This is a genomic window from Streptomyces tibetensis, assembly GCF_007655005.1.
Classification (GTDB): Bacteria; Actinomycetota; Actinomycetes; order Streptomycetales; family Streptomycetaceae; genus Streptomyces; species Streptomyces tibetensis.
This window is the reverse complement of record NZ_SZVW01000001.1, coordinates 75,865-98,796: the sequence shown is the minus strand read 5'-3', so window position 1 is coordinate 98,796 and position 22,932 is coordinate 75,865. Positions and strand designations below refer to the sequence as shown.

Genomic DNA, 22,932 nt, shown 5'->3' with positions numbered 1-22,932 from the left:
AGGGCATTCACTACTCCGGGAGTACGCCTTTTATGGCCACGCGCCACGACATCCGCAACGTCGCTATCGTCGCCCACGTCGACCACGGCAAGACCACCATCGTCGACGGCATGCTGAAGCAGGCCGGTGCCTTCGCCGCGCATCAGCTCGAAGGCGTCGACGACCGCATGATGGACTCGAACGACCTGGAGCGTGAGAAGGGCATCACGATCCTGGCCAAGAACACGGCGGTGAAGTACCACCCGAAGGACGGGGGGGACGTCATCACCATCAACATCATCGACACCCCCGGCCACGCCGACTTCGGTGGCGAGGTCGAGCGCGGTCTGTCGATGGTCGACGGTGTCGTCCTGCTCGTGGACGCCTCCGAGGGCCCGCTCCCGCAGACCCGCTTCGTGCTGCGCAAGGCGCTCCAGCAGCGCCTGCCCGTCATCCTGTGCATCAACAAGACGGACCGCCCGGACTCCCGGATCGACGAGGTCGTCAACGAGACCTACGACCTCTTCCTCGACCTGGACGCCGACGAGGAGCAGATCGAGTTCCCGATCGTCTACGCCTGCGGCCGCGATGGCATCGCCTCGCTGACCAAGCCGGACAACGGCACGGTCCCGTCGGACTCCACCAGCCTGGAGCCGTTCTTCTCCACGATCCTGGAGCACATCCCGGCCCCGACCTACGACGAGGGCGGCCCGCTCCAGGCCCACGTCACCAACCTGGACGCCGACAACTTCCTCGGCCGTATCGCGCTGCTCCGCGTCGAGCAGGGCGAGCTGCGCAAGGGCCAGACGGTCGCGTGGATGAAGCGTGACGGGTCCGTCAGCAACGTCCGCATCTCCGAGCTGATGATGACCGAGGCGCTCACCCGCAAGCCGGCCGAGATGGCGGGCCCCGGTGACATCTGCGCGGTCGCCGGTATCCCGGACATCATGATCGGCGAGACCCTGGCCGACCCGGAGAACCCGGTCGCGCTGCCGCTGATCACGGTCGACGAGCCCGCGATCTCCATGGTCATCGGCACCAACACCTCCCCGCTGGTCGGCCGTGGCGCCACCGGCAAGGGCGCCGACAACAAGGCGGCCGTCAAGGACCGCAAGGTCACCGCCCGCCAGGTCAAGGACCGCCTCGACCGCGAGCTGATCGGTAACGTCAGCCTCCGGGTGCTGGACACCGAGCGGCCGGACGCCTGGGAGGTGCAGGGCCGTGGTGAGCTGGCGCTGGCCATCCTGGTCGAGCAGATGCGCCGTGAGGGCTTCGAGCTGACCATCGGCAAGCCGCAGGTCGTCACCAAGGAGGTCGACGGCAAGACGTACGAGCCCGTCGAGCGCATGACGATCGACGTGCCCGAGGAGCACATGGGCGCGGTCACCCAGCTCATGGGCGTCCGCAAGGGCCGCATGGACAACATGTCGAACCACGGCTCCGGCTGGGTGCGCATGGAGTTCGTGGTGCCGTCCCGCGGTCTCATCGGTTTCCGGACCGAGTTCCTGACCCAGACCCGCGGCACCGGCATCGGGCACTCCATCCACGAGGGCTTCGAGCCCTGGTTCGGCACCCTGCAGACCCGTAACAACGGCTCGCTGGTCGCCGACCGCTCCGGTGCCGTCACCGCCTTCGCGATGACGAACCTCCAGGAGCGCGGCGTGCTCTTCGTGGACCCCGGCACCGAGGTGTACGAGGGCATGATCGTCGGTGAGAACTCGCGCTCCGACGACATGGACGTGAACATCACCAAGGAGAAGAAGCTCACGAACATGCGGTCCTCCTCGGCCGACTCGTTCGAGGCGATCGTCCCGCCGCGCAAGCTGTCGCTGGAGCAGTCCCTGGAGTTCTGCCGGGACGACGAGTGCGTGGAGGTCACCCCGGAGGCCGTGCGCATCCGCAAGGTGAACCTGGACGCCCGCGAGCGTGCCCGCGCCGCGAGCCGCGCCAAGCACGGCTGACGCCCTTCACAACGGCACCGGGCACCCCGCTCATGCGGGGTGCCCGGTGCCGTTGCGTAAAGAAGGGGGAACGCGAAGGGAAGGGGTAGGGAAAACCCTCGATTTGCCGGTGACAGCCGTCAGAGGCGGTTTTCTCCCACTACCCTGCTCCGGAAGCGCCACGCCTCCCCGGTACCGGGGAACGCGCAACGGCCTTACCGCACAAGCTTCTTGAGCGCGCGACAGACTCCGGTGGCACCCTGCACGGGACCCACGGTACGCCGCAAGCGGTTTATCTCACTCTCGCGTCCGGAATGCGGACAGCCGACACCGATAGATGTGTAACAAGTCCGTTTCGCAGGGATCTTTCACCAAACCCTTTGTCCGGATTTTGGAAGATGTAGGCGAGAGCTGTGATCGAACCGAGACCTCGAGAGTGTGGTTCGGTCCTGGCGTTTGGCAGATAGTTAGGCGCGTAGAGCTCGGATGTACGGGTCAGTAGCCGGCAGCGGCGCGACTCACGAGCGCGGGGGCACTCGACGAATTCCGGCACCGGCGACGGGCGGGGGCCGTGATGTGTCGTGTGCTCCCTTCGCGGTGAACCAATGACTTCATAGGAGGAACCCATGCGCGGTGCCAAGAGCGCCAAGTGGGTCGCGGGGGCGATAGTCGTCGCCCTGGCCGCCACCGCCTGCGGCGGCGGCGACGACAGTGCCGGCGACGACATGAACAAGGGGAAGGCCGACCCGAACGGCATCGTCACTGCGCAGCTGAGCGAGCCCCAGAACCCGCTCCAGCCGGCCAACGCCAAGGAGAGCCAGGGCAGCCGCGTGCTGCGCACGATCTTCGCCGGCCTGGTCGACTACGAGCCCGGCACCGGCAAGCTCGAGTACGTCAACGCCGAGTCGGTCACGCCGAACAAGGACTCGTCGGAGTGGACCGTCAAGCTCAAGCCGGGCTGGAAGTTCCACGACGGCACCCCGGTCACCGCGAAGTCCTACGTGGACTCCTGGAACTGGTCCGCCAACATCAAGAACAACCAGACCAACTCCAGCTGGTTCTCCGACATCGTCGGCTTCGCGGACGTGCACCCGGAGAAGGGTGACCCGAAGAGCGACAAGATGTCGGGTCTGAAGGTCGTCGACGACAACACCTTCACGATCAAGCTGTCGCAGCCGGTCTCGTACTTCGCGTACAAGCTGGGCTACGACGTGTGGGCGCCGCTGCCCGAGGCCTTCTTCAAGGACCCGAAGGGCTTCGGCCAGAAGCCGGTCGGCAACGGCCCGTACAAGTTCGTGTCCTGGGAGCACAACAAGCTCATCAAGGTCCGCAAGTTCGCGGGCTACAAGGGCCCGAACGTCGCCAAGAACGGCGGCATCGACTTCAAGAACTACACGACCGCCGACGCCGCGTACTCGGACCTGCGCTCGGACAACGTGGACTGGATCGAGCAGGTCCCGACCACCGCGCTGACGAACTACAAGTCGGACCTCGGCGACCGCGCCATCGACGAGCCGTACTCGGCCGTCCAGTCGATCGTCCCGGCGTTCTACACCAAGCAGTTCAAGGACATCGACCCCAAGGTCATCCAGGGTCTGTCCATGGCGATCGACCGCCAGACGATCACCAAGACGGTCCTCCAGGGCACGCGTACCCCGGCCGACTCCTACGTCGCCCCGGGCGTCCTCGGCTACAAGAAGGGCGCGCTCGGCGACATCGTCAAGTTCGACCCGGCCCAGGCCAAGAAGCTCATCCAGGAGGGTGGCGGCGTCCCGGGCAACAAGATCCAGATCCAGTACAACGCCGACCAGGACCACAAGCCCTGGGTCGACGCGGTCTGCAACTCGATCCGCAAGTCCACCGGCGTGGAGTGCACCGGCGACCCGAAGCCGACCTTCCAGGCCGACCTCGACGCGCGTGACAAGGACCAGGTCAAGTCCATGTACCGCGGTGGCTGGGTGCTGGACTACCCGGTCAACTCGAACTTCATGCGCGACCTGTACGGCACCACGGCGGCCGGTAACACCAGCGGTTACTCCAACAAGGCGTTCGACAAGCTGAGCTCCGAGGCGGACAAGGCCAGCTCGATCGACGAGACCGTGAAGCTGTACCAGAACGCGGAGCAGCTCCTCGCCAAGGACATGCCGGCGATTCCGCTCTGGTTCTACAAGGTCAACAGCGGTCAGTCCAAGAACATCCTGGGCAAGATCGAGTACGGCCAGGACGGTGACCCGATCTTCGACACCATCCAGGTCAAGCAGAAGTAACCAGACGACCGCAGACCGGTGCCGCCTCTCCCGCACAAGGGGAGCGGCGGCGCCGGTCCGTAGGCACAGGCCTCCACCTCACCCCCCTCACCTGCGGTAGATGAGTGCGCAGGCCTCGCCGACCCCTCACGGCATGGAGGCGCAAGATGGGGCGCTACGCCGCCAGGCGACTGCTCCAGATGATCCCGATCTTCATCGGGACAACTCTGTTGATCTTCTTGATGGTCCACATCCTGCCGGGCGACCCGGTCCGGGCCATCTACGGGGACAAGGCTCCCGATCCCGCACAGATCGCGCAGATCAAGCGCGAGTACGGCTTCGACAAGCCCGTCCTCGAGCAGTACTTCCACTACATGCTGAACCTCCTCAAGGGAGACTTCGGCAACAACCTCGCCGGACGCCCGGTCGTCGACCTCATGGCCGACGCCTTCCCGGTGACTCTGCGGCTGACGCTGCTGGCCATCACCATCGAGATCATCATCGGTGTCGGCCTGGGGGCGTGGGCCGGTCTGCGGGCCGGCAAGGCCGCCGACACCGGCGTGCTGGTCTTCACCCTGACGGTGATCTCCATCCCGGTGTTCGTCCTCGGCTTCATCGCCCGGTTCATCTTCGCCGACGAACTCGGCTGGCTGCCGCCCAACGTCCAGGACTCCACGAGCTACTCGCAGCTGTTCCTGCCCGCGTTCGTCCTGGCCATGTTGTCGATGGCCTATGTGGCCCGGCTGACCCGGACGACCTTCGCCGAGAACCTGCGGGCCGACTACATGCGCACCGCTCTCGCCAAGGGCCTGCCCCGGCGCCGCGTCATCGGTGTCCACCTGCTGCGCAACTCGCTGATCCCGGTCGTCACCTTCGTCGGTACCGACGTCGGCGGCTTCATCGGCGGCGCGGTCATCACCGAGGGCATCTTCAACATCCAGGGTGTCGGCAACCTCCTCTACAGGGCGATCCAGACGAGCGAGGGCTCGACGGTCACGGGTGTGGTGACGGTCCTCGTCCTCGTCATCCTCCTGATCAACCTGCTCATCGACCTGCTGTACGCGGTCCTGGACCCGAGGATCCGGTATGCCTGACGTGACCAAGGCCCAGACCACCGACGCCGCGACCGTGGACGCCGTGGCCCCGCCGGCCGTCGACGCCCCCGGCAAGGCGAGCACGCAGAAGAGCGACAAGCCGCGCTCCCTGTGGGGCGACGCCTGGTACGACCTGCGCCACCGGCCCATGTTCTGGATCTCCTCGGTGCTGCTGGTCCTGCTGCTCGTGATCGCCGCGTTCCCCGGCTGGTTCACCAGCGTCGACCCGCGTGACGGCGACCTCGTCCACCACTACCTGGGCAAGCCGGAGCTGGGGCACCTCTTCCAGCCCGACTGGTTCGGCTACGACCAGCAGGGCCGCTCGATCTACTCGCGTGTCATCCACGGCACCCGTGCCTCGATCCTCGTCGGCGTCTGCGTCACCGCGGCCGTCACGCTGCTCGGCGGTCTGCTCGGCATGCTGGCCGGTTACTTCGGCGGCTGGGTCGACTCGGTGATCTCCCGGATCGTCGACATCTTCTTCGGCCTGCCCTTCCTGCTCGGCACGATGGTCGTCCTGAACGCCTTCACCGAGCGCAAGGTGTACGTGGTCATCCTGGCCCTGGCCTTCCTGGGCTGGACCTCGATCGCCCGCGTCATGCGCAGCTCGGTGATCACGGCCAAGCAGGCGGACTATGTGACGGCGGCCCGGGCGCTCGGCGCCGGCACCACGCGGATCCTGTTCCGCCACGTGATGCCGAACGCCGTCGCGCCGACCATCGTCGTGGCCACGATCGCCCTCGGCGGTTACATCTCGGCCGAGGCGACGCTGTCGTTCCTCGGCCTCGGCCTCAGCGACCCGACGATCTCGTGGGGCATCGACATCTCCGAGGGCAGCAAGGTGATCCGGGACAACCCGCACACGCTGCTGTTCCCGGCGGGCATGCTCAGCCTCACCGTCTTCGCGTTCATCATGCTCGGCGACGCGGTCCGCGACGCCCTTGACCCGAAGCTGCGCTGAGGAGGGCGTACGTGACCACCATCGACAAAACCCGGAACGTCCCCGAGCCGCGCGGCGCGGCCGAGGGTGACGTCCCCCTGCTCGAAGTGCGCGACCTGCACGTCGAGTTCCACACCCGTGACGGTGTGGCCAAGGCCGTCAACGGCGTCAACTACACCGTGAACTCGGGCGAGACCCTCGCCGTGCTCGGTGAGTCCGGCTCCGGCAAGTCCGTGACCGCGCAGGCGATCATGGGCATTCTCGACATGCCGCCCGGGCGGATCCCGCAGGGTCAGATCCTGTACCGGGGCGAGGACATGCTCACCATGTCCGGCGACGCCCGGCGCAAGATCCGCGGCCGGAAGATCGCCATGATCTTCCAGGACGCGCTGTCCGCGCTGAATCCCGTGCTGTCCGTCGGCTACCAGCTCGGCGAGATGTTCCGCGTCCACCAGGGCCTGAGCAAGAAGGACGCCAAGGCCAAGGCCATCGAGCTGATGGACCGCGTGAAGATCCCGGCCGCCAAGGAGCGCGTCGGCGACTACCCGCACCAGTTCTCCGGCGGTATGCGCCAGCGCATCATGATCGCCATGGCGCTCGCCCTGGAGCCGGACCTGATCATCGCCGACGAGCCGACCACGGCCCTCGACGTGACGGTCCAGGCCCAGGTGATGGACCTGCTCGCGGAGCTGCAGCGCGAGTACAACATGGGCCTGATCCTGATCACCCACGACCTCGGCGTCGTCGCCGACGTCGCGGACAAGATCGCCGTGATGTACGCGGGCCGGATCGTGGAGACCGCGCCCGTGCACGAGCTGTACAAGCGGCCCGCGCACCCCTACACCAAGGGTCTGCTCGAGTCGATCCCGCGCCTGGACCAGAAGGGCCAGGACCTGTACGCGATCAAGGGCCTGCCGCCCAACCTGACGCGTATCCCGTCCGGTTGTGCCTTCAACCCGCGGTGCCCGCAGGCGCAGGACATCTGCCGTACGGACGTCCCGCCGCTGCACCCGGTCACCGAGCGGGACGGCGGCGAGCTGCCCGGCCGCGGCAGCGCGTGCCACTTCTGGAAGGAGACGATCCATGGCTGAGCTGGACAAGACGGACGAGTCCATGGACGCCACCCCCAACGTCACCGAGGTCGAGACGGTGGAGGTGGCCACCGACGAGGAGGCCGTCGCCGCCATCGAGGCGCCGGTCGAACGCGGTGAGCCCATTCTTCAGGTGCGCAACCTGGTCAAGCACTTCCCGCTGACCCAGGGCATCCTGTTCAAGCGTCAGATCGGTGCGGTCAAGGCCGTGGACGGGGTCTCCTTCGACCTCTACCAGGGTGAGACGCTCGGCATCGTGGGCGAGTCCGGCTGTGGCAAGTCCACCGTCGCCAAGCTCCTGATGATGCTGGAGAAGGCGACCGCGGGCGAGATCTTCTACAAGGGCCAGGACATCACCAAGCTGTCCGGGCGCGCGCTGAAGGCGGTCCGACGGAACATCCAGATGGTGTTCCAGGACCCGTACACCTCGCTCAACCCCCGTATGACGGTGGGCGACATCATCGGGGAGACCTTCGAGATCCACCCGGAGGTGGCGCCGAAGGGCGACCGCCGCCGCAAGGTCCAGGACCTCCTGGACGTCGTCGGCCTCAACCCCGAGTACATCAACCGCTACCCGCACCAGTTCTCGGGCGGTCAGCGCCAGCGCATCGGCATCGCCCGCGGCCTGGCCCTCAACCCCGAGATCATCATCTGCGACGAGCCGGTCTCCGCGCTGGACGTGTCCGTCCAGGCACAGGTCATCAACCTGATGGAGAAGCTGCAGAACGAGTTCAACCTCTCGTATCTCTTCATCGCGCACGACCTGTCGATCGTCCGGCACATCTCGGACCGCGTGGGTGTGATGTACCTCGGCAAGATGGCCGAGATCGGCTCGGACACGGAGATCTACGACCACCCGACGCACCCCTACACCCAGGCGCTGCTGTCGGCCGTCCCGGTCCCCGACCCGGCGTCCCGCGAGGGCCGCGAGCGGATCATCCTCACCGGCGACGTCCCGTCCCCGGCCAACCCGCCCTCGGGCTGCCGCTTCCGCACCCGCTGCTGGAAGGCCCAGGACAAGTGCGCCCAGGAGATCCCGCTCCTGGCCATTCCCGAGCGCTTCCAGGGCGAGGACACCCCGGCGGCCCACGAGTCCGCCTGCCACTTCGCCGAGGAAAAGGACGTGGTCCACGCGGCCTGACCTCACCGCATCGTTTCCCGGTATCCCCAAGGGGGCCGGGAAACGCTGCCGTCGGGCCGGGCTTCCACCCCGCGAACTCCCGCCAACTGCGTTAACACGCAGGCAACTTCGCCGACCCGGTTCCGATATACGGACACGTCAGGCTGGTCAGCGTACGGCCGTGCGGGTGCCGTAGACGGGCCGGGGCGCCGGGAGGCGTTCCGGCCCGTCGCCGTGTTCAGGGGGCCGTGATGCCCAGGGAGCGCTTCAGGAAGTCGACCTGGAGGAGGAGCAGGTTCTCGGCGACCTGTTCCTGCGGGGTGATGTGGGTGACGCCGGACAGCGGCAGTACCTCGTGGGGGCGGCCGGCGGCCAGCAGGGCCGAGGACAGGCGCAGGGCGTGGGCGACCACGACGTTGTCGTCGGCGAGGCCGTGGACGACCATCAGGGGGCGGTGCGGCTCGGCGGGGGAGGACAGCCCCTCTGCGGTGATCAGGGAGCTCTTCGCGTACGCCTCCGGGTGCTCCGCCGGAGTGCCCAGGTAGCGCTCGGTGTAGTGGGTGTCGTACAGACTCCAGTCCGTCACCGGCGCGCCCGCGATGCCGGCGTGGAAGACGTCCGGACGGCGCAGCACCGCAAGTCCCGCCAGCCAGCCGCCGTAGGACCAGCCGCGGATCGCCACCCGGGACAGGTCCAGGGGGTAGCGCTTGGCGAGATCCTCCAGGGCCTCCACCTGGTCGTCCAGCGACAGCGTGAAGTCGTGGTGGATCGCCTTCTCCCAGGCGGGGGAGCGGCCCGGGGTGCCGCGGCCGTCCGCGACCACGACCGCGAAGCCCTGGTCCGCGAACCACTGCGAGGTGAGGTGGGCGTTGTGCGCGGCCACCACCCGCTGGCCGTGCGGACCTCCGTACGGGTCCATGAGCACCGGCAGCGGGGTGTCGCCGTCGTAGTCCCGAGGCATAAGCACGGCGCACGGGACGCGGCGTGCGCCCCCCTCGGTGAGCGTCACGCGGGGGGACATACCGGGATCTTCGGCGTACGAAGGGACAGTCCTGGTCGGTTTTCCGTCGCGCAGGACCTGCACCCGTGAACCTGGCCGGTTCAGTGCCGCCGAGACCAGGACCGTCACCTCCCCGGCCCGCACCGCCGCGTGCACGCCCGGCTCCCGCGAGACGCGCTCCACGCCCAGCTCGTTCACCCGGTACACGTGCACCTCGCCCGTCTCCGGCTCCCCGGGGGCCTCCGCGCCCGCCGACGCCGAGATCAGCACGTCGTGCGCGGAGACGTCCAGCAGGGCCCGGACGTGCAGCTGCGCGCCGGTGAGCGGCCGGTCCCCGACCGCCAGCACACGCGCACCACCCTCGTCGGCGATCCGCACCAGCTGACCGGACGGGCTCCAGCACGGCACTCCGGGGAAAAGATCAAGCCATGTTCGATCTTCGTCGGCGTGCACCATCCGTGTCGCGCCCGAGTCCGGTTCCACGGCCAGGATCAGCTGGCTGCGCTGGTCGCGCGCCTGTACGAGCAGCAGCGGCGCGCCCGCCGCTGACCAGTGGACATGTGCCAGGTACGGGTAGCGCGCCCGGTCCCAGACGACCTCCGTCCGCAGCCCGTCCAGGCCGATCACGAACAGCCGCACCTCCGCGTTGCCGGTGCCGGCCGCCGGGTACGGCACCCGCTGCGGCTCCCGTTCCGGATGGGCGGGGTCGGCGATCCACCAGCGCCGCACCGGCGTGTCGTCCACCCGCGCCATGAGCAGCCGGTCCGACTCCGGGGCCCACCAGAAGCCCCGCGAACGCCCCATCTCCTCGGCCGCGATGAACTCGGCCAGTCCGAACGAGACATTCTCCGACTCCGGCTCGGCGAGCGCCCGGTCGTCCTCTCCCTCGGCGCCCACCACCCGCAGGGCACCCTGCGCGACATACGCGATGTGCCGCCCGTCGGGCGACGGGCGCGGGTCGATCACGGGGCCCGGCACGGACAGCCCACGCGCCGTCCCGGCCCGCAGCTCGGCCGCGAAAAGCCGCCCCGACAAGGCGAAAGAGGCCAACTCGACGGCCGTGTCGGTGGCGTACCCGACGATGCCGGCCCCGCCCTCGCGGCTGCGTTCGCGCCGGGCCCGTTCCTCGGGTGAGAGGTCCTCCGAGGCGCCGCCCAGCAGGGCGCGCGGGTCGGCGGCAACGCGCTCAGCGCCCTCCTCCGTGTCGAGGACCCAGAGCGAATTCGCCCGGTCCGTACCGGAACCGGAGCGCAGGAACACGACACGCGAACCGTCGGGCGCCACGGTGAACGAACGCGGCGCGCCGAGCGTGAAGCGCTGGGTACGGGCGTGCCGTCGGGGGAAGGAGTGAGGCTCGGTCGTCATGCCCTGACCATATTGGCCATGCGCCCCCTTGTGCGGCCGTGCGCCGATCGATGCGCGCAGAGGGATAGTTATGATCAATGACGCATAGTGGGTATGAACCTGCTGGCTGCTGTACGGATTTGATGCCCCCATAGTCCGACCCCCCGCGCCCTCGTGGATCTTTGGAGGTGAGCCGCCGTGGCACTCTCGATTTCGGCGGTGGTGCTGCTGGCGATCATCGTCTTCCTGCTGATCAAGAAGTCGGGACTGAAGGCGGGGCATGCGATCGTCTGCATGCTGCTCGGCTTCTACCTCGCCTCCTCGACCGTCGCTCCCACGATCAGCGAGCTGACGACGAACATCGCGGGCATGATCGGCAGCATCAAGTTCTGAGCCTCGCGGGACCTCGTAGGCTGGTCCCATGACGGAACTGCCCTCCCCCAAGCTCTCCGAGCAGGGGGGACCCCCACCTCGCTCCGCGAGGCGTCTGCTGCTGGTGCACGCGCACCCGGACGACGAGTCGATCAACAACGGCGCGACCATGGCCAGGTACGCGGCCGAGGGTGCCCACGTCACCCTGGTCACCTGCACCCTCGGCGAACGCGGCGAGGTCATCCCGCCCGGGCTCGCGCACCTGACGGGCGCCGCTCTGGGCCGGCACCGCCGCCGTGAGCTCACCGCCGCCATGGCCGAGCTCGGCGTCCAGGACTTCCGCCTGCTCGGCGGCGTCGGGCGCTACAGCGACTCCGGGATGATGGGCCTGCCCGACAACGACGACCCCGGCTGCTTCTGGCAGGCCGACGTCGACGAGGCCGCCGCGCACCTCGTCGAGGTGATCCGAGAGGTACGCCCCCAGGTTCTCGTCACCTACGACGACAACGGCGGCTACGGCCACCCGGACCACATCCAGGCCCACCGCGTCGCCATGCGCGCCGCGGAGCTGACCGCCGACGCCGGCCTGCCGATCCCCAAGGTCTACTGGAACCGGGTCCCCCGGCCGGTTGTGGAGGAGTCCTTCGCGCGGCTGAGGGAGGACCTGCCCGGCACGGCCTTCACCAAGGCCGCCGACGTCGACGACGTCCCGGGTGTCGTGCCCGAGGAGCGGATCACCACCGTGATCGACGGCACCTCCCACGCCGCCGCCAAGGCCGCCGCGATGCGCGCCCACGCCACCCAGATCACCGTGGACGGGCCGTACTTCGTGCTGTCCAACGAACTCGCCCAGCCGATCCTCACCACCGAGTACTACGAGCTGGTGCGCGGCGAGGCGGGCCCCGGCGAGCGGGAGACGGACCTGTTCGCCGGTCTCGAGGAGGCCTCATGAGCGACCGGACGCCGATGCTGGCCCAGCCGATGCGCCCGCCCACCGCAGGACGCGTCGGCGCCTGCCTCGGATTCTTCGTGCTCGGCGCCGTGGCCGGCGTCGCGGGGGCCCTGGTGCAGCCCGGGTGGTTCCCGGGCGGGCTGCTGCTCGCCCTGGCCGGAGAGGCCGGAGCCGTCCTGGGCGCCTCATGGGTCGTCCGCGGCCGGGCGGGTGGCGTCGCGGCGGCCGCCGGCTGGATGCTCGCCGTCGTCCTGCTCACCGCCAGCCGTCCCGAGGGCGACTTCCTCTTCGCCGCGGGGAGCGGCTCCTATCTCTTCCTGCTCGGGGGCATCGCCGTGGCTGTGATCTGCGCCACCCTCGCCCCGGGGCGGCAACCGGACGGCGGCCCCGTCCGACTTGCCAAGTGACGTACCACTTCGCCAGACGTGGCCGTGGGGGTCCGGTGTGGGTTTCCATGGCGGTCACGGGATACGGGCGAGAAGTGGCCAGTATGGTGGTGCGCGCCGCCGAGCTGCCCGCGTGAGGTTGTGTCGGGCGGCGGAGCCAACCGGGAGAACCTGCCTTGAGTCGTGAAACTGACACTCCGTCCTCCGGGCCCAACGGGCGCGGCGGAGCCGCCTACCCGTCGGGTACGCCGCCTTACGGCATTCCGGCGGTCCCCGACGCCGGTGCGGACGCGGGCCGTTCCGCCACGCGGCCGGAGGAACGCAAGACCGAGACCACGCTGACGACCCGGATCCGGATCAACATCCCCGGGTCGCGGCCCATTCCGCCCGTGGTGGTGCGCAAGCCCGTCGCGGAGGCGGAGGGCACGGCCGACACCGACACCCGCGGTGAGGCGCCGACGACGGCGGGCACCGCCCCGTCCCCGTCACCGGTCGAGCCTCCCGCCGAGCCAGGCCAGCCGGACGACGGCAAGCCGGCCAGCGACTGGTTCGCGCCCCGCAAGTCGGGCGGCGGCAAGGGCGGTCCGGGCAGTGACTCCACCAACGGCGCCGGGGCCCCGGGCGGTTCGCGTCCGGCCTCGGGCGGTCCCGGTGCCGTGGCGCCGGGTTCCGGTGCCGGTGCGTCCGGAGCGACGCGGCCGGGCACCGGGCGACCCGGAGGTGTGGTCGGCTCCATGGGCGCGCCGGGCGGCTCCCGGTCCGGCGGTACGAACGGTGCCGGACTTCCGGGCGGCGCGACCGGCGGTCCCGTCGCGCCCGGGCACGGCGGCGGCACCGGCTCGTTCGACGTCACCGAGGCCCTCGCGGCGGGCCCGCTGGGCAACGGCTCGCGTCCCGCCCCGGGCGGCGGCGAACCGCGCCGCGACGACCTGCCGTACTTCTCCGAGAACGGCCGCGACGGGCAGAACGGGCAGGGTGGCTACGGCGGTCCGTCCGGCGGTCCCGGGTCGCAGGGCCCGGCGGGCCCGACCGGCGGACCGGTCACCGGCGACGGCCCGATGGTGCCGCCGGCCGGCGGCCCGGGCGGCTTCGACGCACCCGGCGGGCAGGGTGGCGGCGGCTTCACCGCACCGGGCGCTCCCGGTGGCTTCGGCAACGAGCCGGGCGGACCGGGCGGCCGGGGCGGCCCCCACGACTTCAACGCCCCTGGCGGACCCGCCGCCCCTGGTCGCCCCGGCGGCCCTGGCGCCTCCGGCCCCGGCGGCTTCGGTGACCCGGGCAGGCCCGGTGGCCCCGAGGCGTTCGACGAGCCCGGCCGCCCCGGTGGGCCCAACGGCCCCGGAGCTCCTGGTGCCTTCAACAAGCCTGGCCGACCGGGAGGCGCCGGCGCCCCCGGCGGCCCCGGCGCCATAGGCGGCCCTGGCGCCCCCGGAGCGGCTGGCGGCCCCGCGGGCTCCGGCCCGCTCGCCGGCGCCCCCGCTCCCGGCGGTGGCATGAGCGACGACACCGCGATCCTCACCCCCCAGAAGCCGGCCCCCGAGCCGCCGGACGGCCCGGGCTACGGCCCCCGGCACGACAACGTCTCCGGGCACACCGTCACCAGCGGCATTCCCGTCGTACCGTCCGGCGGGGCCTCGCCGTTCGCCCCGGGCGCCCCCGGTGACGGCCCGGTGCCCCACGCCGCTCCGAAGCTGCCCGAGCCGGTCTCGCCGCCCCCGGCGAGTTCCTCGAAGGCACCGAAGAAGAAGGGGCGCAGCAAGCTCGTGCTGCTGGCCGTCGGCGTGGTCGTCCTCGCCGGTGGCGTCTACGGCGCCGGTCTGCTGATGAACCGCACGGACGTGCCCAAGGGCACCACCGTGCTCGGCGTCGACATCGGCGGCACCACCCGCGACGGCGCCGTCAGGAAGCTCGACGAGGCCTTCGACAAGAACGCCGGTAAGGAGCTGAAGCTGTCGGTGGGCGGCAAGACCGTCGCCCTCGACCCGGACAAGGCGGGCCTGCAGTTCGACATGGACGCCACGGCCGACGCGGCGGCGAAGAGCGACTACAACCCGGTCTCCGTGATCGGCTCGCTCTTCGGCAACCACCGTGTCGTCACGCCGGTCATGCCCGTCGACGAGGAGAAGCTGCACGCCTCCCTGGAGCAGGCGGCGGGCGGCTCCGGCGCGTCGACCGACGGCACGATCGAGTTCAAGAACGGCAAGGCGGTCCCGGTGTACGGCAAGACCGGCAAGGGCGTCGACCTGGCCAGGTCGACGACGGTGGTGGAGGAGGCGTACCGCACCCAGGTGGAGAACGGCACGCCCGGCACGGTGAACCTCCCGACCACCACCCGGCAGCCGACCATCTCGAACGCCGAGGTCGACCGGGTCCTGAAGGACTTCGCGCAGCCCGCGATGTCGGCCAAGGCCATCGTGCAGACCGACGCCGCGCACAGCATCCCGTTCGGTGCGCTGTCGCTGCCGAAGATCCTGAGCTTCAAGGCCGTCGACGGCAAGCTCGTGGACACGTACAACCTCAAGGCGCTCCAGGAGGCGTACGGCACGACCTTCGACGGCGTGCAGATCGAGGGCGCGAGCGGCAAGCGCGATGTCACGCCGCAGGACGTCGTCACGGCCCTGCGCAAGGCCCTGCGCGGCAAGACGCCCGCGGAACGCGTCGGAGTCATCGACACCAACCCGAACTGACCTCCGGCCACGCGCCGTACGAGAGCCCCTGCCCGATGAGGGCGGGGGCTCTCGCCGTCACCTCATCGGCATGACACCTGTCATGCGGCACTCCGGACACCCGGCACTGCCCCCGCCGGCACCCCCGACGCCACGATGCCGGTATGACAACGACAGCTTCGGTGGTCGCGTTCGACCAGGTGAGCAAGGCGTACGACGCCGTCCGGGCCGTGGACGGGCTGAGCCTCGACCTCAGGCCGGGGGAGACCGTGGCGCTGCTCGGTCCCAACGGCGCCGGCAAGTCCACCACCCTCGATCTGCTGCTCGGCCTCAAGAACCCCGACAGCGGCACCGTCCGGCTCTTCGGCACCAGCCCCCGGGACGCCATCGTCGCCGGGCGCGTGGGCGCCATGCTGCAGAGCGGCGGCCTCATGGACGAGGTCACGGTCGCCGAACTCGTGCGGCTCGCCTGCGACCTGCACCCCAAGTCGTACCGGCCCTCCGAGGTCCTGTCCCGGGCGGGCATCGCGCAGATCGCCGACCGCAAGGTCAACAAGCTCTCCGGCGGACAGGCCCAGCGCGTCCGCTTCGCCCTCGCGACCGCCGGCGACAGCGACCTCATCATCCTGGACGAGCCCACCACCGGCATGGACGTCACCACCCGCCAGGCCTTCTGGGCCACCATGCGCGAGCAGGCCGACCAGGGCCGGACCGTCCTCTTCGCCACCCACTACCTCGAAGAGGCCGACGCCATCGCCGACCGCGTCCTCGTCCTGCACCGCGGCCGCCTCCTCGCCGACGGCACGGCCGCCGAGATCAAGGCCAAGGCGGGCGCCCGCCGGGTCTCCTTCGACGTGGAGGGCACCGTCGACGAACCCGCCCTGCGCGCCCTGCCCTTCCTGACCGGCATCGACATCTCCGGCCGGACCGTGCGCATCCAGTCCTCAGACGCCGACGCCACCGTCCACGCCTTGTACGGCCTCGGCGTCTACCCCCGCAACCTCGAAGTCGCCGGACTCGGCCTGGAACAGGCCTTCGTCGCCATCACCACCGCCGAGGAGGCGAAGTCGAAGTGAACAGCCTGATCAAGCTGGAGCTCACCCGCGCCCTGCGCAACCGCAAGTTCCTGTTCTTCTCCGTGATCTACCCATCGGTGCTGTTTCTGATCATCGCGGGCAACGCCGACAGCACCACGAAGGTCCCCGGCAGCGACCTGACCCTCCCGACCTACATGATGGTCTCCATGGCGTCCTTCGGCGCCCTCACGGCCGTCCTCATGGGCAACAGCGAGCGCATCGCCAAGGAGCGCGAGGGCGGCTGGGTGCGGCAACTGCGCCTGACCACGCTGCCGGGCCGCGGCTACGTCCTCGCCAAGACCGCGAGCGCCGCCGTCGTCAGCCTGCCGTCCATCGTCATCGTCTTCGCCGTCGCGGCGGCCGTGAAGGACGTACGACTGGCCGCCTGGCAGTGGCTCGCCCTCACCGGCGCGATCTGGGCCGGCAGCCTGGTCTTCGCCGCGCTCGGCGTCGCCCTCGGCTACCTGGCCAGCGGGGACGCGGTCCGGCCGATCACGATGATCACCTACTTCGGCCTCTCGATGCTGGGCGGCCTGTGGATGCCGACCACGACCTTCCCGGGCTGGCTCCAGGACATCGCGAAGTGGCTGCCCACGCACGCGTACGCTGCCCTGGGGCAGGCCATCGAGCAGAGCCGGGCCCCGCACGTCCAGGATCTCGCCGTCCTCGCGGTGTCGTTCGTCCTGTTCGCGGGCGGCGCGGCCTGGCTGTACCGGAAGGACACCCTGAAGGCGTGAACGACGTCGGCGTCGGTATCGGGCAGCGCCCGGTCAACCGCAGGCAGCGCGTGGTGAAGTCGCTGTGGACCGGCATCTGGCTGGTCTACCTGAGCGCACCCGTCACCGACCTGCTGCACGGCGGCCACAGCACCGGCGTGCGGATCCTCGGCTGGCTCGGCCTGGCCGCCTTCGTCACCTGGTACATGCTGCTGGTCTTCCGCACCGGCCGCGGTGAACGCAACGGGCTGGTGCTCGCCTCGCTCGGGGTCCTCGCGGCCCAGTCCACGCTCCTCGCCCTCACCCTGGGCCGCGAGTGGCTGGTGCTGTTCGTGTACGTGTCGATCGCGTCCGGCGCCGCCCTGCCGCTGCGCATGGCCCGCTGGACGATCCCGGGCGCGTGCGCGCTGCTGAGCGCCGTGGCGTTCGCCGTGCCGGGCGGCCACTCCTACCTGGCCGGACTGCTCATCCCGGCCCTGCTCGGCGGCTTCGCGATGACCGGCGTACGCGAACTCGTCCGGACGACCATCGCCCTGCGCGAGGCCCGCGCGACCGTCGCCCAGCTCGCCGCCAACGAGGAGCGCCTGCGCCTGGCCCGCGACCTGCACGACCTGCTCGGCCACTCGCTCTCCCTGATCACGCTCAAGAGCGAGCTGGCCGGGCGGATGCTGCCCGCCCATCCCGACAAGGCGGCCCAGCAGGTCGCGGACATCGAGCAGGTCAGCCGCCAGGCCCTCGTCGACGTCCGCGAGGCCGTCACCGGCTACCGCCGCCCCCGCCTGCACGCCGAACTCGCCGGTGCCCGGGTCGCCCTGACCGCGGCCGGCGTCACCCCCGAGCTGCCCGCCGAACCCGATCTCGCCGGCGTGCCCGAGGAGAGCGAGTCGGCCCTCGCCTGGGCACTGCGCGAGGCGGTCACCAACGTCGTACGGCACAGCGGGGCCCGCCGCTGCACGGTGGAGCTGGTGGGCCGTCAGACCCTCGACGGGCCGGTACTGGAACTCACCGTCGAGGACGACGGCTCGGGCGGCAAGGGCACCGGCGAGGGCAACGGCCTCGCGGGTCTGACCGAGCGCCTCACCAAGGCGGGCGGCTCCCTGGAGGCGGGCCCGTCCAGGCACGGCTTCCGGCTGGTCGCCCGCGTGCCGACGGCCGGACCGGCGGACGTAGGATCCCGGGCATGAGCCGCACGATCAAGGTCCTGCTCGCCGAGGACCAGTCGATGGTCCGCGAGGCCCTGGCCGCCCTGCTCGGCCTGGAGGAGGACATCGAGGTCGTGGCCCAGGTGGCCCGCGGCGACGAGGTCCTCCAGGCGGCCCGCGCCCACGCCGTGGACGTGGCCCTGCTGGACATCGAGATGCCCGGCGCGACGGGCATAGAGGCCGCGGCCCGCCTGCACGCCGAACTCCCGGCCGTGAAGCTGGTCATCCTCACCACCTTCGGCCGCCCCGGCTACCTGCGCAGCGCGATGGAGTCCGGCGCCGACGCCTTCCTGGTGAAGGACGCCCCGGCCGCCCAGCTCGCCGAGGCCGTCCGCAAGGTCCTCACCGGCGAACGGGTCATCGACCCCACTCTCGCGGCAGCGGCCCTGGCGGAGGGCGCGAACCCGCTGACGGACCGGGAGCGAGAGGTCCTCCGGGCAGCCGCCGACGGCTCCACCAACGCCGAACTGGCCACGACCCTGCACCTCTCCCAGGGCACGGTCCGCAACTACCTCTCCACGGCGATCCAGAAACTGGCGGTGAGAAACCGAGCGGAGGCGGTCCGGGTGGCCCGCGAAAAGGGCTGGTTGTAGGAGCCCCGTCAGGGGCGCGGGGAACTGCGCGACAAGCCACAAAGCACCCGCACACGCCACACCCCGCAAACCGGTACGGCGAGAAGCCTCAGTTCAGCATCGCCCGAGCCGCGAAAGCCTCCCCCCGCACCCGCTCCGCGGCCCCCTCATCGACCGCCGAGACAATCTCCGCATAGGCCTCCAGCTCCGAGGCTCCAGCGAGAAACTCCCCCCGCTGCACCAGCAACTGCGCCCGCTCGTACCGCAACCGCGCCGGATGCGACGGCAGCAGCAACGACAACTCCACCGCCCACAACGCCACATCCGACCGCTCGGGCCGGGCCGCCGCCCACGCCCGCACGTTGTTCAGGATCCGCAGCACCACATCCAGCGGATCCGCCGGCCGCAACATCGCCGCCTCCAGCCCCGCCCCCGTGGCCCCGGTCACCAGCAACTCCGCGTCGGCCCCGCTCAGCACCCGCCCCCCGTCGAACGGATCGGCGAGCACCTGCCCCTCGTCGGGCCCGAACCCGACGACGAAATGCCCCGGCAGGGCCACCCCGTACACCGGCGCGCCCGCTCGCCTGGCGACCTCCATCCAGACCACGGACAGCAGGATCGGCAGCCCTCTGCGCCGCACCAGCACCTGGTGCAGCAGGGAGGACTCCAGGCGCTGGTAGTCGCCCGGTGTGCCGTGGAACCCCATCCGGTCGCCGAGCAGCTCCCGCAGGGCGACCGCCCAGGCCCGAGGCCCGGCGGGCCGGTACGGCAGCAACCCGGCCAGCCGGTCCAGTTCGATCTGTGCGGCGTCCAGACCCGCCTCGTCCAGCTCCCCGTCCGCCTCGGCGCCCACCAGCAGGCACAGCGTCGACAGATCGGGCCGTTCCGAGCGGGCCTCCTCGGCGAACCGCCGCCGCAGCTCGGCGGAACGCCCGGGGGACGGGGGATACGGGGGACGCATGACTGGCTCGTGCCCTCTCGCGACGATCGGTTACCGGCCGGTGCCGTCGGCGTCCGGCGCCCGGTAGTGGTGGTACGCGTGGTGCGCGGCGAAGCCCATGGGGGCGTACAGCGCCCGCGCTCCCGCGTTCTCGGCCTCGACCTGGAGCCACGCGGCCGACGCGCCCTCGTCGAGCGCCCGGCGGGCCAGCGCGGCCATCACGGCCGTGGCGAGGCCCTGCCGCCGCAGCGCCGGATCGACCTCGACGGCGGCGAACCCGGCCCACCGCCCGTCGACGACACACCGCCCGATGGCGGCCGGAGCCCCGGTCCCGGCCGCCCCGGGCACGCTCGCGAACCACACGGAGGGGCCGCCCTGCAGCACCCGCAACGCCACCTCGCTCACGCCCTTGCGCTGATACCGGGCCAGCCAGGCCTCATCGGCCTCCCGGGACAGCACGACCCCCGCCGGATCACCCCGGTCGGCGATCGGCGCCAGCGGCCCGGCCCACAGCTCGGCGGTCACCTCCCGCACCCAGCCCCGCCGCTCCAGCTCGGCACAGAGCAGCTCCTGCGTGCCCTCGGCGCCGGTCGCGGTCTGGACGTAGGCGGGCAGTCCGCGCTCGCCGTACCACCGCCGCACGGCGTCGAGCGCCTCGTCGAGCGGCACGCCCGGCGCGCCCAGCGGCAGCACCGAGTTGGCCCGCCGGGTGAATCCCGACGCGGCCCGCAGCTCCCACTCGCCGAGCCGTTCGCTCTCCACGGGCCGCCAGGCCCGCGCGGCGACCCGGGCCAGCTCCTCGTAGGAGGCGGCCGGGCCACGGCGACGCGCCGGTGCGGAGGGCACGGTCTTGCCCGCGACCAGCGCGGATTCCGCGATGCGGACGCTTTCGCCACTCTTCCGTGTGATGAGCAGCACACCGTTGTCCCATGATGTGAGAACACCGACCGTGTCGGTGAACTTCTCACCCGGAGCGCCGTGTTCGATCAAGCTCCGTACGGAGACCCGTTTGCCCACGTCAGCAGCGGTGATGCGGACCTCGAGTCGCCCGGCGGCAGAGATTTCCACAGGTCAGTTCACCCCTCCTGTTCGGATCATGCCCAAGAACGGAGATACTAGGGGCGGGCATCGACGACGCCGCGCTCCCGCGCGCCAGGCGGCGGAGCCTGAGGAGGCCCGCCAGCGCCCTATCGAGGAGGAACGACAGCGTGACCTACGTCATCGCGCAGCCTTGTGTCGACGTCAAGGACAAGGCGTGCATCGAGGAGTGCCCGGTCGACTGCATCTACGAGGGCCAGCGGTCCTTGTACATCCACCCGGACGAATGCGTCGACTGTGGTGCCTGTGAGCCGGTCTGCCCGGTCGAGGCGATCTTCTACGAGGACGACACTCCCGAGGAGTGGAAGGACTACTACAAGGCGAACGTCGAGTTCTTCGACGAGCTCGGCTCGCCGGGCGGCGCCAGCAAGCTGGGGCTGATCGAGCGCGACCACCCCTTCGTCGCCGCGCTGCCGCCGCAGAACCAGTAAGAGCGGCCCGCACTCCGTGCCGCCTCGGTCCCGTACGGCCCGATCACCCGCTGATCGCCGTACGGGGCCGAGGCGTTTGCCGTCACCGGCTCGTACGTACCAGAAAGTGAGCCAGAACCCGTGTCCGCAGTCTCAGACCGCTTGCCCACCTTCCCCTGGGACAAGCTGACCCCGTACAAGGCCACGGCAGCCGCCCACCCGGACGGCATCGTCGACCTGTCCGTCGGCACCCCCGTCGACCCGGTGCCCGAGCTGATCCAGAAGGCGCTGGTGGCCGCCGCCGACTCGCCGGGCTATCCGACCGTGTGGGGCACGCCCGAGCTGCGCGACGCGATCACCGGCTGGGTGGAGCGCCGCCTCGGCGCCCGGGACGTCACCCACCGCCACGTACTGCCGATCGTCGGCTCCAAGGAGCTCGTCGCCTGGCTCCCGACCCAGCTGGGCCTCGGCCCCGGCGACCGGGTGGCCTTCCCGCGCCTGGCCTACCCGACGTACGAGGTCGGCGCCCGGCTGGCGCGCGCCGCGTACGAGGCCTACGACGACCCGACGGAGCTGGACCCCGAGGGCCTGAAGCTGCTCTGGCTGAACTCCCCGTCGAACCCCACGGGCAAGGTCCTTTCCAAGGAGGAGCTGACCCGGATCGTCGCCTGGGCCCGCTCGCACGGCATCCTGCTCTTCTCCGACGAGTGCTACCTGGAGCTGGGCTGGGAGGCCGACCCGGTCTCGGTCCTGCACCCGGACGTCAACGGCGGCTCCTACGACGGCATCGTCTCCGTCCACTCGCTCTCCAAGCGCTCGAACCTCGCCGGCTACCGCGCGGCCTTCCTGGCCGGTGACCCGGCGGTCCTCGGCCCGCTGCTGGAGATCCGCAAGCACGGCGGCATGATGACGTCGGCTCCGACACAGGCGGCGGTGGTCGCGGCCCTCGGCGACGACGACCACGTCCGTGTCCAGCGCGAGCGCTACGCGTCCCGCCGAGAGCTGCTGCGCGAGGCCCTGGTCACCCACGGCTTCCGCATCGAGCACAGCGAGGCCAGCCTCTACCTGTGGGCCACCAGGGGCGAGTCCTGCTGGGACACGGTCGACCACCTCGCCAAGCGGGGCATCCTCGTGGCCCCCGGGGACTTCTACGGCCCGGCCGGCGCGGAGTTCGTCCGGGTGGCGCTGACGGCGACGGACGAGAGGGTGGCGGCGGCGGTACGACGTCTGTGACCGCTGCCGCGGTGAGCATGCCTGAGGGGCCCGGGGACGTTCCCCCGGGCCCCTCAGGCCTCGGACGTGGGGCTCGGCGTCAGCCGACCGGCAGGCCCTTCGTCGGCAGGGTGCCCGTGGCGGGCACGCCACCCTTGGCCAGGGAGTCCGTCGGCAGACCGCCCTTGGTCGAACCGGCTGCCTCACCGACGAGCTGCCCGGCGGAGCCCGCCGCCGCACCGGCCGCCTTCTGCGCGACGGGGGTGGCCTTCTTGACCGTCTTGCCGCCGAGCTTGCCCGCGGTGGGCACCGCCTTCTTGACGGCCTTGCTGCCGGTGTCACCCGCGGACTTGGAGACGTCCGTCGCCGCGCTGTCGACGGTCTTGCCGGCGTTCGCCCCGTCCAGGGCGGTCAGTCCGCCGAGGTTCGGGTTGGCCGGCAGCTCGGGGGCCGCACTGGCGGAGCCGGCCGCACCGACCCCGGCAGCCGCTCCCGCAGCGACGATCAGCGCGGCACGGGCGATACGGCGGGTCAGGGGGAGGGACATGGTGCTCCTTCAACGGGAGAGAACAGAGG

Annotated in this window: 20 protein-coding genes; 16 read left to right on the top strand and 4 right to left on the bottom strand. The window is 70.7% G+C overall.

What is annotated here, in order from left to right; all coding sequences use genetic code 11:
* The first annotated feature begins 32 nt into the window (after positions 1–32).
* The 6 genes from typA (at position 33) to FDO69_RS00400 (ending at position 8,431) form a co-directional block, all read left to right on the top strand.
* Positions 33–1,940 (top strand): translational GTPase TypA, encoded by a 1,908-nt coding sequence (gene typA, locus FDO69_RS00425; RefSeq protein WP_104777568.1) that lies wholly within the window; start codon positions 33–35, stop codon positions 1,938–1,940.
* A 605-nt stretch (positions 1,941–2,545) separates the two neighbouring features.
* Positions 2,546–4,186 carry a peptide ABC transporter substrate-binding protein gene (locus FDO69_RS00420; protein ID WP_104777567.1) on the top strand — a complete coding sequence of 547 codons (1,641 nt, stop codon included), beginning with the start codon at positions 2,546–2,548 and terminating at the stop codon, positions 4,184–4,186.
* Between the two features lie 146 nt (positions 4,187–4,332).
* Entirely contained in the window at positions 4,333–5,259 is a 927-nt protein-coding gene (locus tag FDO69_RS00415; protein ID WP_104777566.1) for an ABC transporter permease, read from the top strand.
* A complete protein-coding gene (locus tag FDO69_RS00410; protein WP_104777565.1) occupies positions 5,252–6,220 on the top strand; it encodes an ABC transporter permease in 969 nt (322 codons plus the stop codon). Before FDO69_RS00415 ends, FDO69_RS00410 begins: the two co-directional genes overlap by 8 nt.
* Positions 6,221–6,231: 11 nt before the next feature.
* Entirely contained in the window at positions 6,232–7,290 is a 1,059-nt protein-coding gene (locus tag FDO69_RS00405) for an ABC transporter ATP-binding protein (protein ID WP_104777564.1), read from the top strand.
* Complete coding sequence (locus FDO69_RS00400) at positions 7,283–8,431, top strand: ABC transporter ATP-binding protein (protein WP_104777563.1); 1,149 nt, start codon at positions 7,283–7,285, stop codon at positions 8,429–8,431. Before FDO69_RS00405 ends, FDO69_RS00400 begins: the two co-directional genes overlap by 8 nt.
* Positions 8,432–8,648: 217 nt before the next feature.
* Here FDO69_RS00400 and FDO69_RS00395 read toward each other — a convergent pair whose 3' ends face one another.
* Entirely contained in the window at positions 8,649–10,775 is a 2,127-nt protein-coding gene (locus FDO69_RS00395; protein WP_104777562.1) for a S9 family peptidase, read from the bottom strand.
* Positions 10,776–10,952: 177 nt separating this feature from the next.
* On the opposite strand from FDO69_RS00395, the gene FDO69_RS00390 reads away from it, so the two are divergent.
* The 8 genes from FDO69_RS00390 to FDO69_RS00355 all read left to right on the top strand — a co-directional run bounded on the left by FDO69_RS00390 (position 10,953) and on the right by FDO69_RS00355 (position 18,717).
* Complete coding sequence (locus FDO69_RS00390; protein WP_003992731.1) at positions 10,953–11,147, top strand: hypothetical protein; 195 nt, start codon at positions 10,953–10,955, stop codon at positions 11,145–11,147.
* A 28-nt stretch (positions 11,148–11,175) separates the two neighbouring features.
* Entirely contained in the window at positions 11,176–12,078 is a 903-nt protein-coding gene (mshB, locus tag FDO69_RS00385) for an N-acetyl-1-D-myo-inositol-2-amino-2-deoxy-alpha-D-glucopyranoside deacetylase (RefSeq protein WP_104777561.1), read from the top strand.
* Positions 12,075–12,485 (top strand): DUF6113 family protein, encoded by a 411-nt coding sequence (locus FDO69_RS00380; protein WP_104777560.1) that lies wholly within the window; start codon positions 12,075–12,077, stop codon positions 12,483–12,485. The genes mshB and FDO69_RS00380 overlap by 4 nt, the downstream gene beginning before the upstream one ends.
* Before the next feature lie 155 nt (positions 12,486–12,640).
* On the top strand, positions 12,641–15,151 hold the full coding sequence (locus tag FDO69_RS00375; protein WP_104777559.1) for a hypothetical protein: 2,511 nt from the start codon (positions 12,641–12,643) through the stop codon (positions 15,149–15,151).
* 143 nt (positions 15,152–15,294) lie between these two features.
* The gene (locus FDO69_RS00370) at positions 15,295–16,206 is read left to right on the top strand and encodes an ABC transporter ATP-binding protein (protein WP_104777558.1); all 912 of its coding nucleotides are present in this window, start codon (positions 15,295–15,297) and stop codon (positions 16,204–16,206) included.
* Positions 16,203–16,943: an ABC transporter permease gene (locus FDO69_RS00365; protein ID WP_104777557.1), complete on the top strand. Its 741-nt coding sequence runs from the start codon at positions 16,203–16,205 to the stop codon at positions 16,941–16,943. The genes FDO69_RS00370 and FDO69_RS00365 overlap by 4 nt, the downstream gene beginning before the upstream one ends.
* Positions 16,940–18,106: a sensor histidine kinase gene (locus tag FDO69_RS00360; protein ID WP_104777556.1), complete on the top strand. Its 1,167-nt coding sequence runs from the start codon at positions 16,940–16,942 to the stop codon at positions 18,104–18,106. Before FDO69_RS00365 ends, FDO69_RS00360 begins: the two co-directional genes overlap by 4 nt.
* Positions 18,103–18,717, top strand: coding sequence for a response regulator transcription factor (locus FDO69_RS00355; protein ID WP_104777555.1), 615 nt, complete (start codon positions 18,103–18,105; stop codon positions 18,715–18,717). Before FDO69_RS00360 ends, FDO69_RS00355 begins: the two co-directional genes overlap by 4 nt.
* A gap of 88 nt (positions 18,718–18,805) precedes the next feature.
* On the opposite strand, the gene FDO69_RS00350 is transcribed toward FDO69_RS00355, so the two are convergent.
* Positions 18,806–19,657: a transglutaminase family protein gene (locus FDO69_RS00350; protein ID WP_104777554.1), complete on the bottom strand. Its 852-nt coding sequence runs from the start codon at positions 19,655–19,657 to the stop codon at positions 18,806–18,808.
* A 30-nt stretch (positions 19,658–19,687) separates the two neighbouring features.
* Complete coding sequence (locus FDO69_RS00345; protein WP_104777553.1) at positions 19,688–20,704, bottom strand: GNAT family N-acetyltransferase; 1,017 nt, start codon at positions 20,702–20,704, stop codon at positions 19,688–19,690.
* Between the two features lie 140 nt (positions 20,705–20,844).
* Here FDO69_RS00345 and fdxA point away from each other — a divergent pair, with 140 nt between their 5' ends.
* Positions 20,845–21,165 (top strand): ferredoxin, encoded by a 321-nt coding sequence (gene fdxA / locus FDO69_RS00340; protein WP_003973842.1) that lies wholly within the window; start codon positions 20,845–20,847, stop codon positions 21,163–21,165.
* A gap of 120 nt (positions 21,166–21,285) precedes the next feature.
* The gene (locus tag FDO69_RS00335) at positions 21,286–22,377 is read left to right on the top strand and encodes a bifunctional succinyldiaminopimelate transaminase/glutamate-prephenate aminotransferase (protein ID WP_104777552.1); all 1,092 of its coding nucleotides are present in this window, start codon (positions 21,286–21,288) and stop codon (positions 22,375–22,377) included.
* A 79-nt stretch (positions 22,378–22,456) separates the two neighbouring features.
* On the opposite strand, the gene FDO69_RS00330 is transcribed toward FDO69_RS00335, so the two are convergent.
* The gene (locus tag FDO69_RS00330; RefSeq protein WP_104777551.1) at positions 22,457–22,903 is read right to left on the bottom strand and encodes an ATP-binding protein; all 447 of its coding nucleotides are present in this window, start codon (positions 22,901–22,903) and stop codon (positions 22,457–22,459) included.
* Between the last annotated feature and the right edge of the window lie 29 nt (positions 22,904–22,932).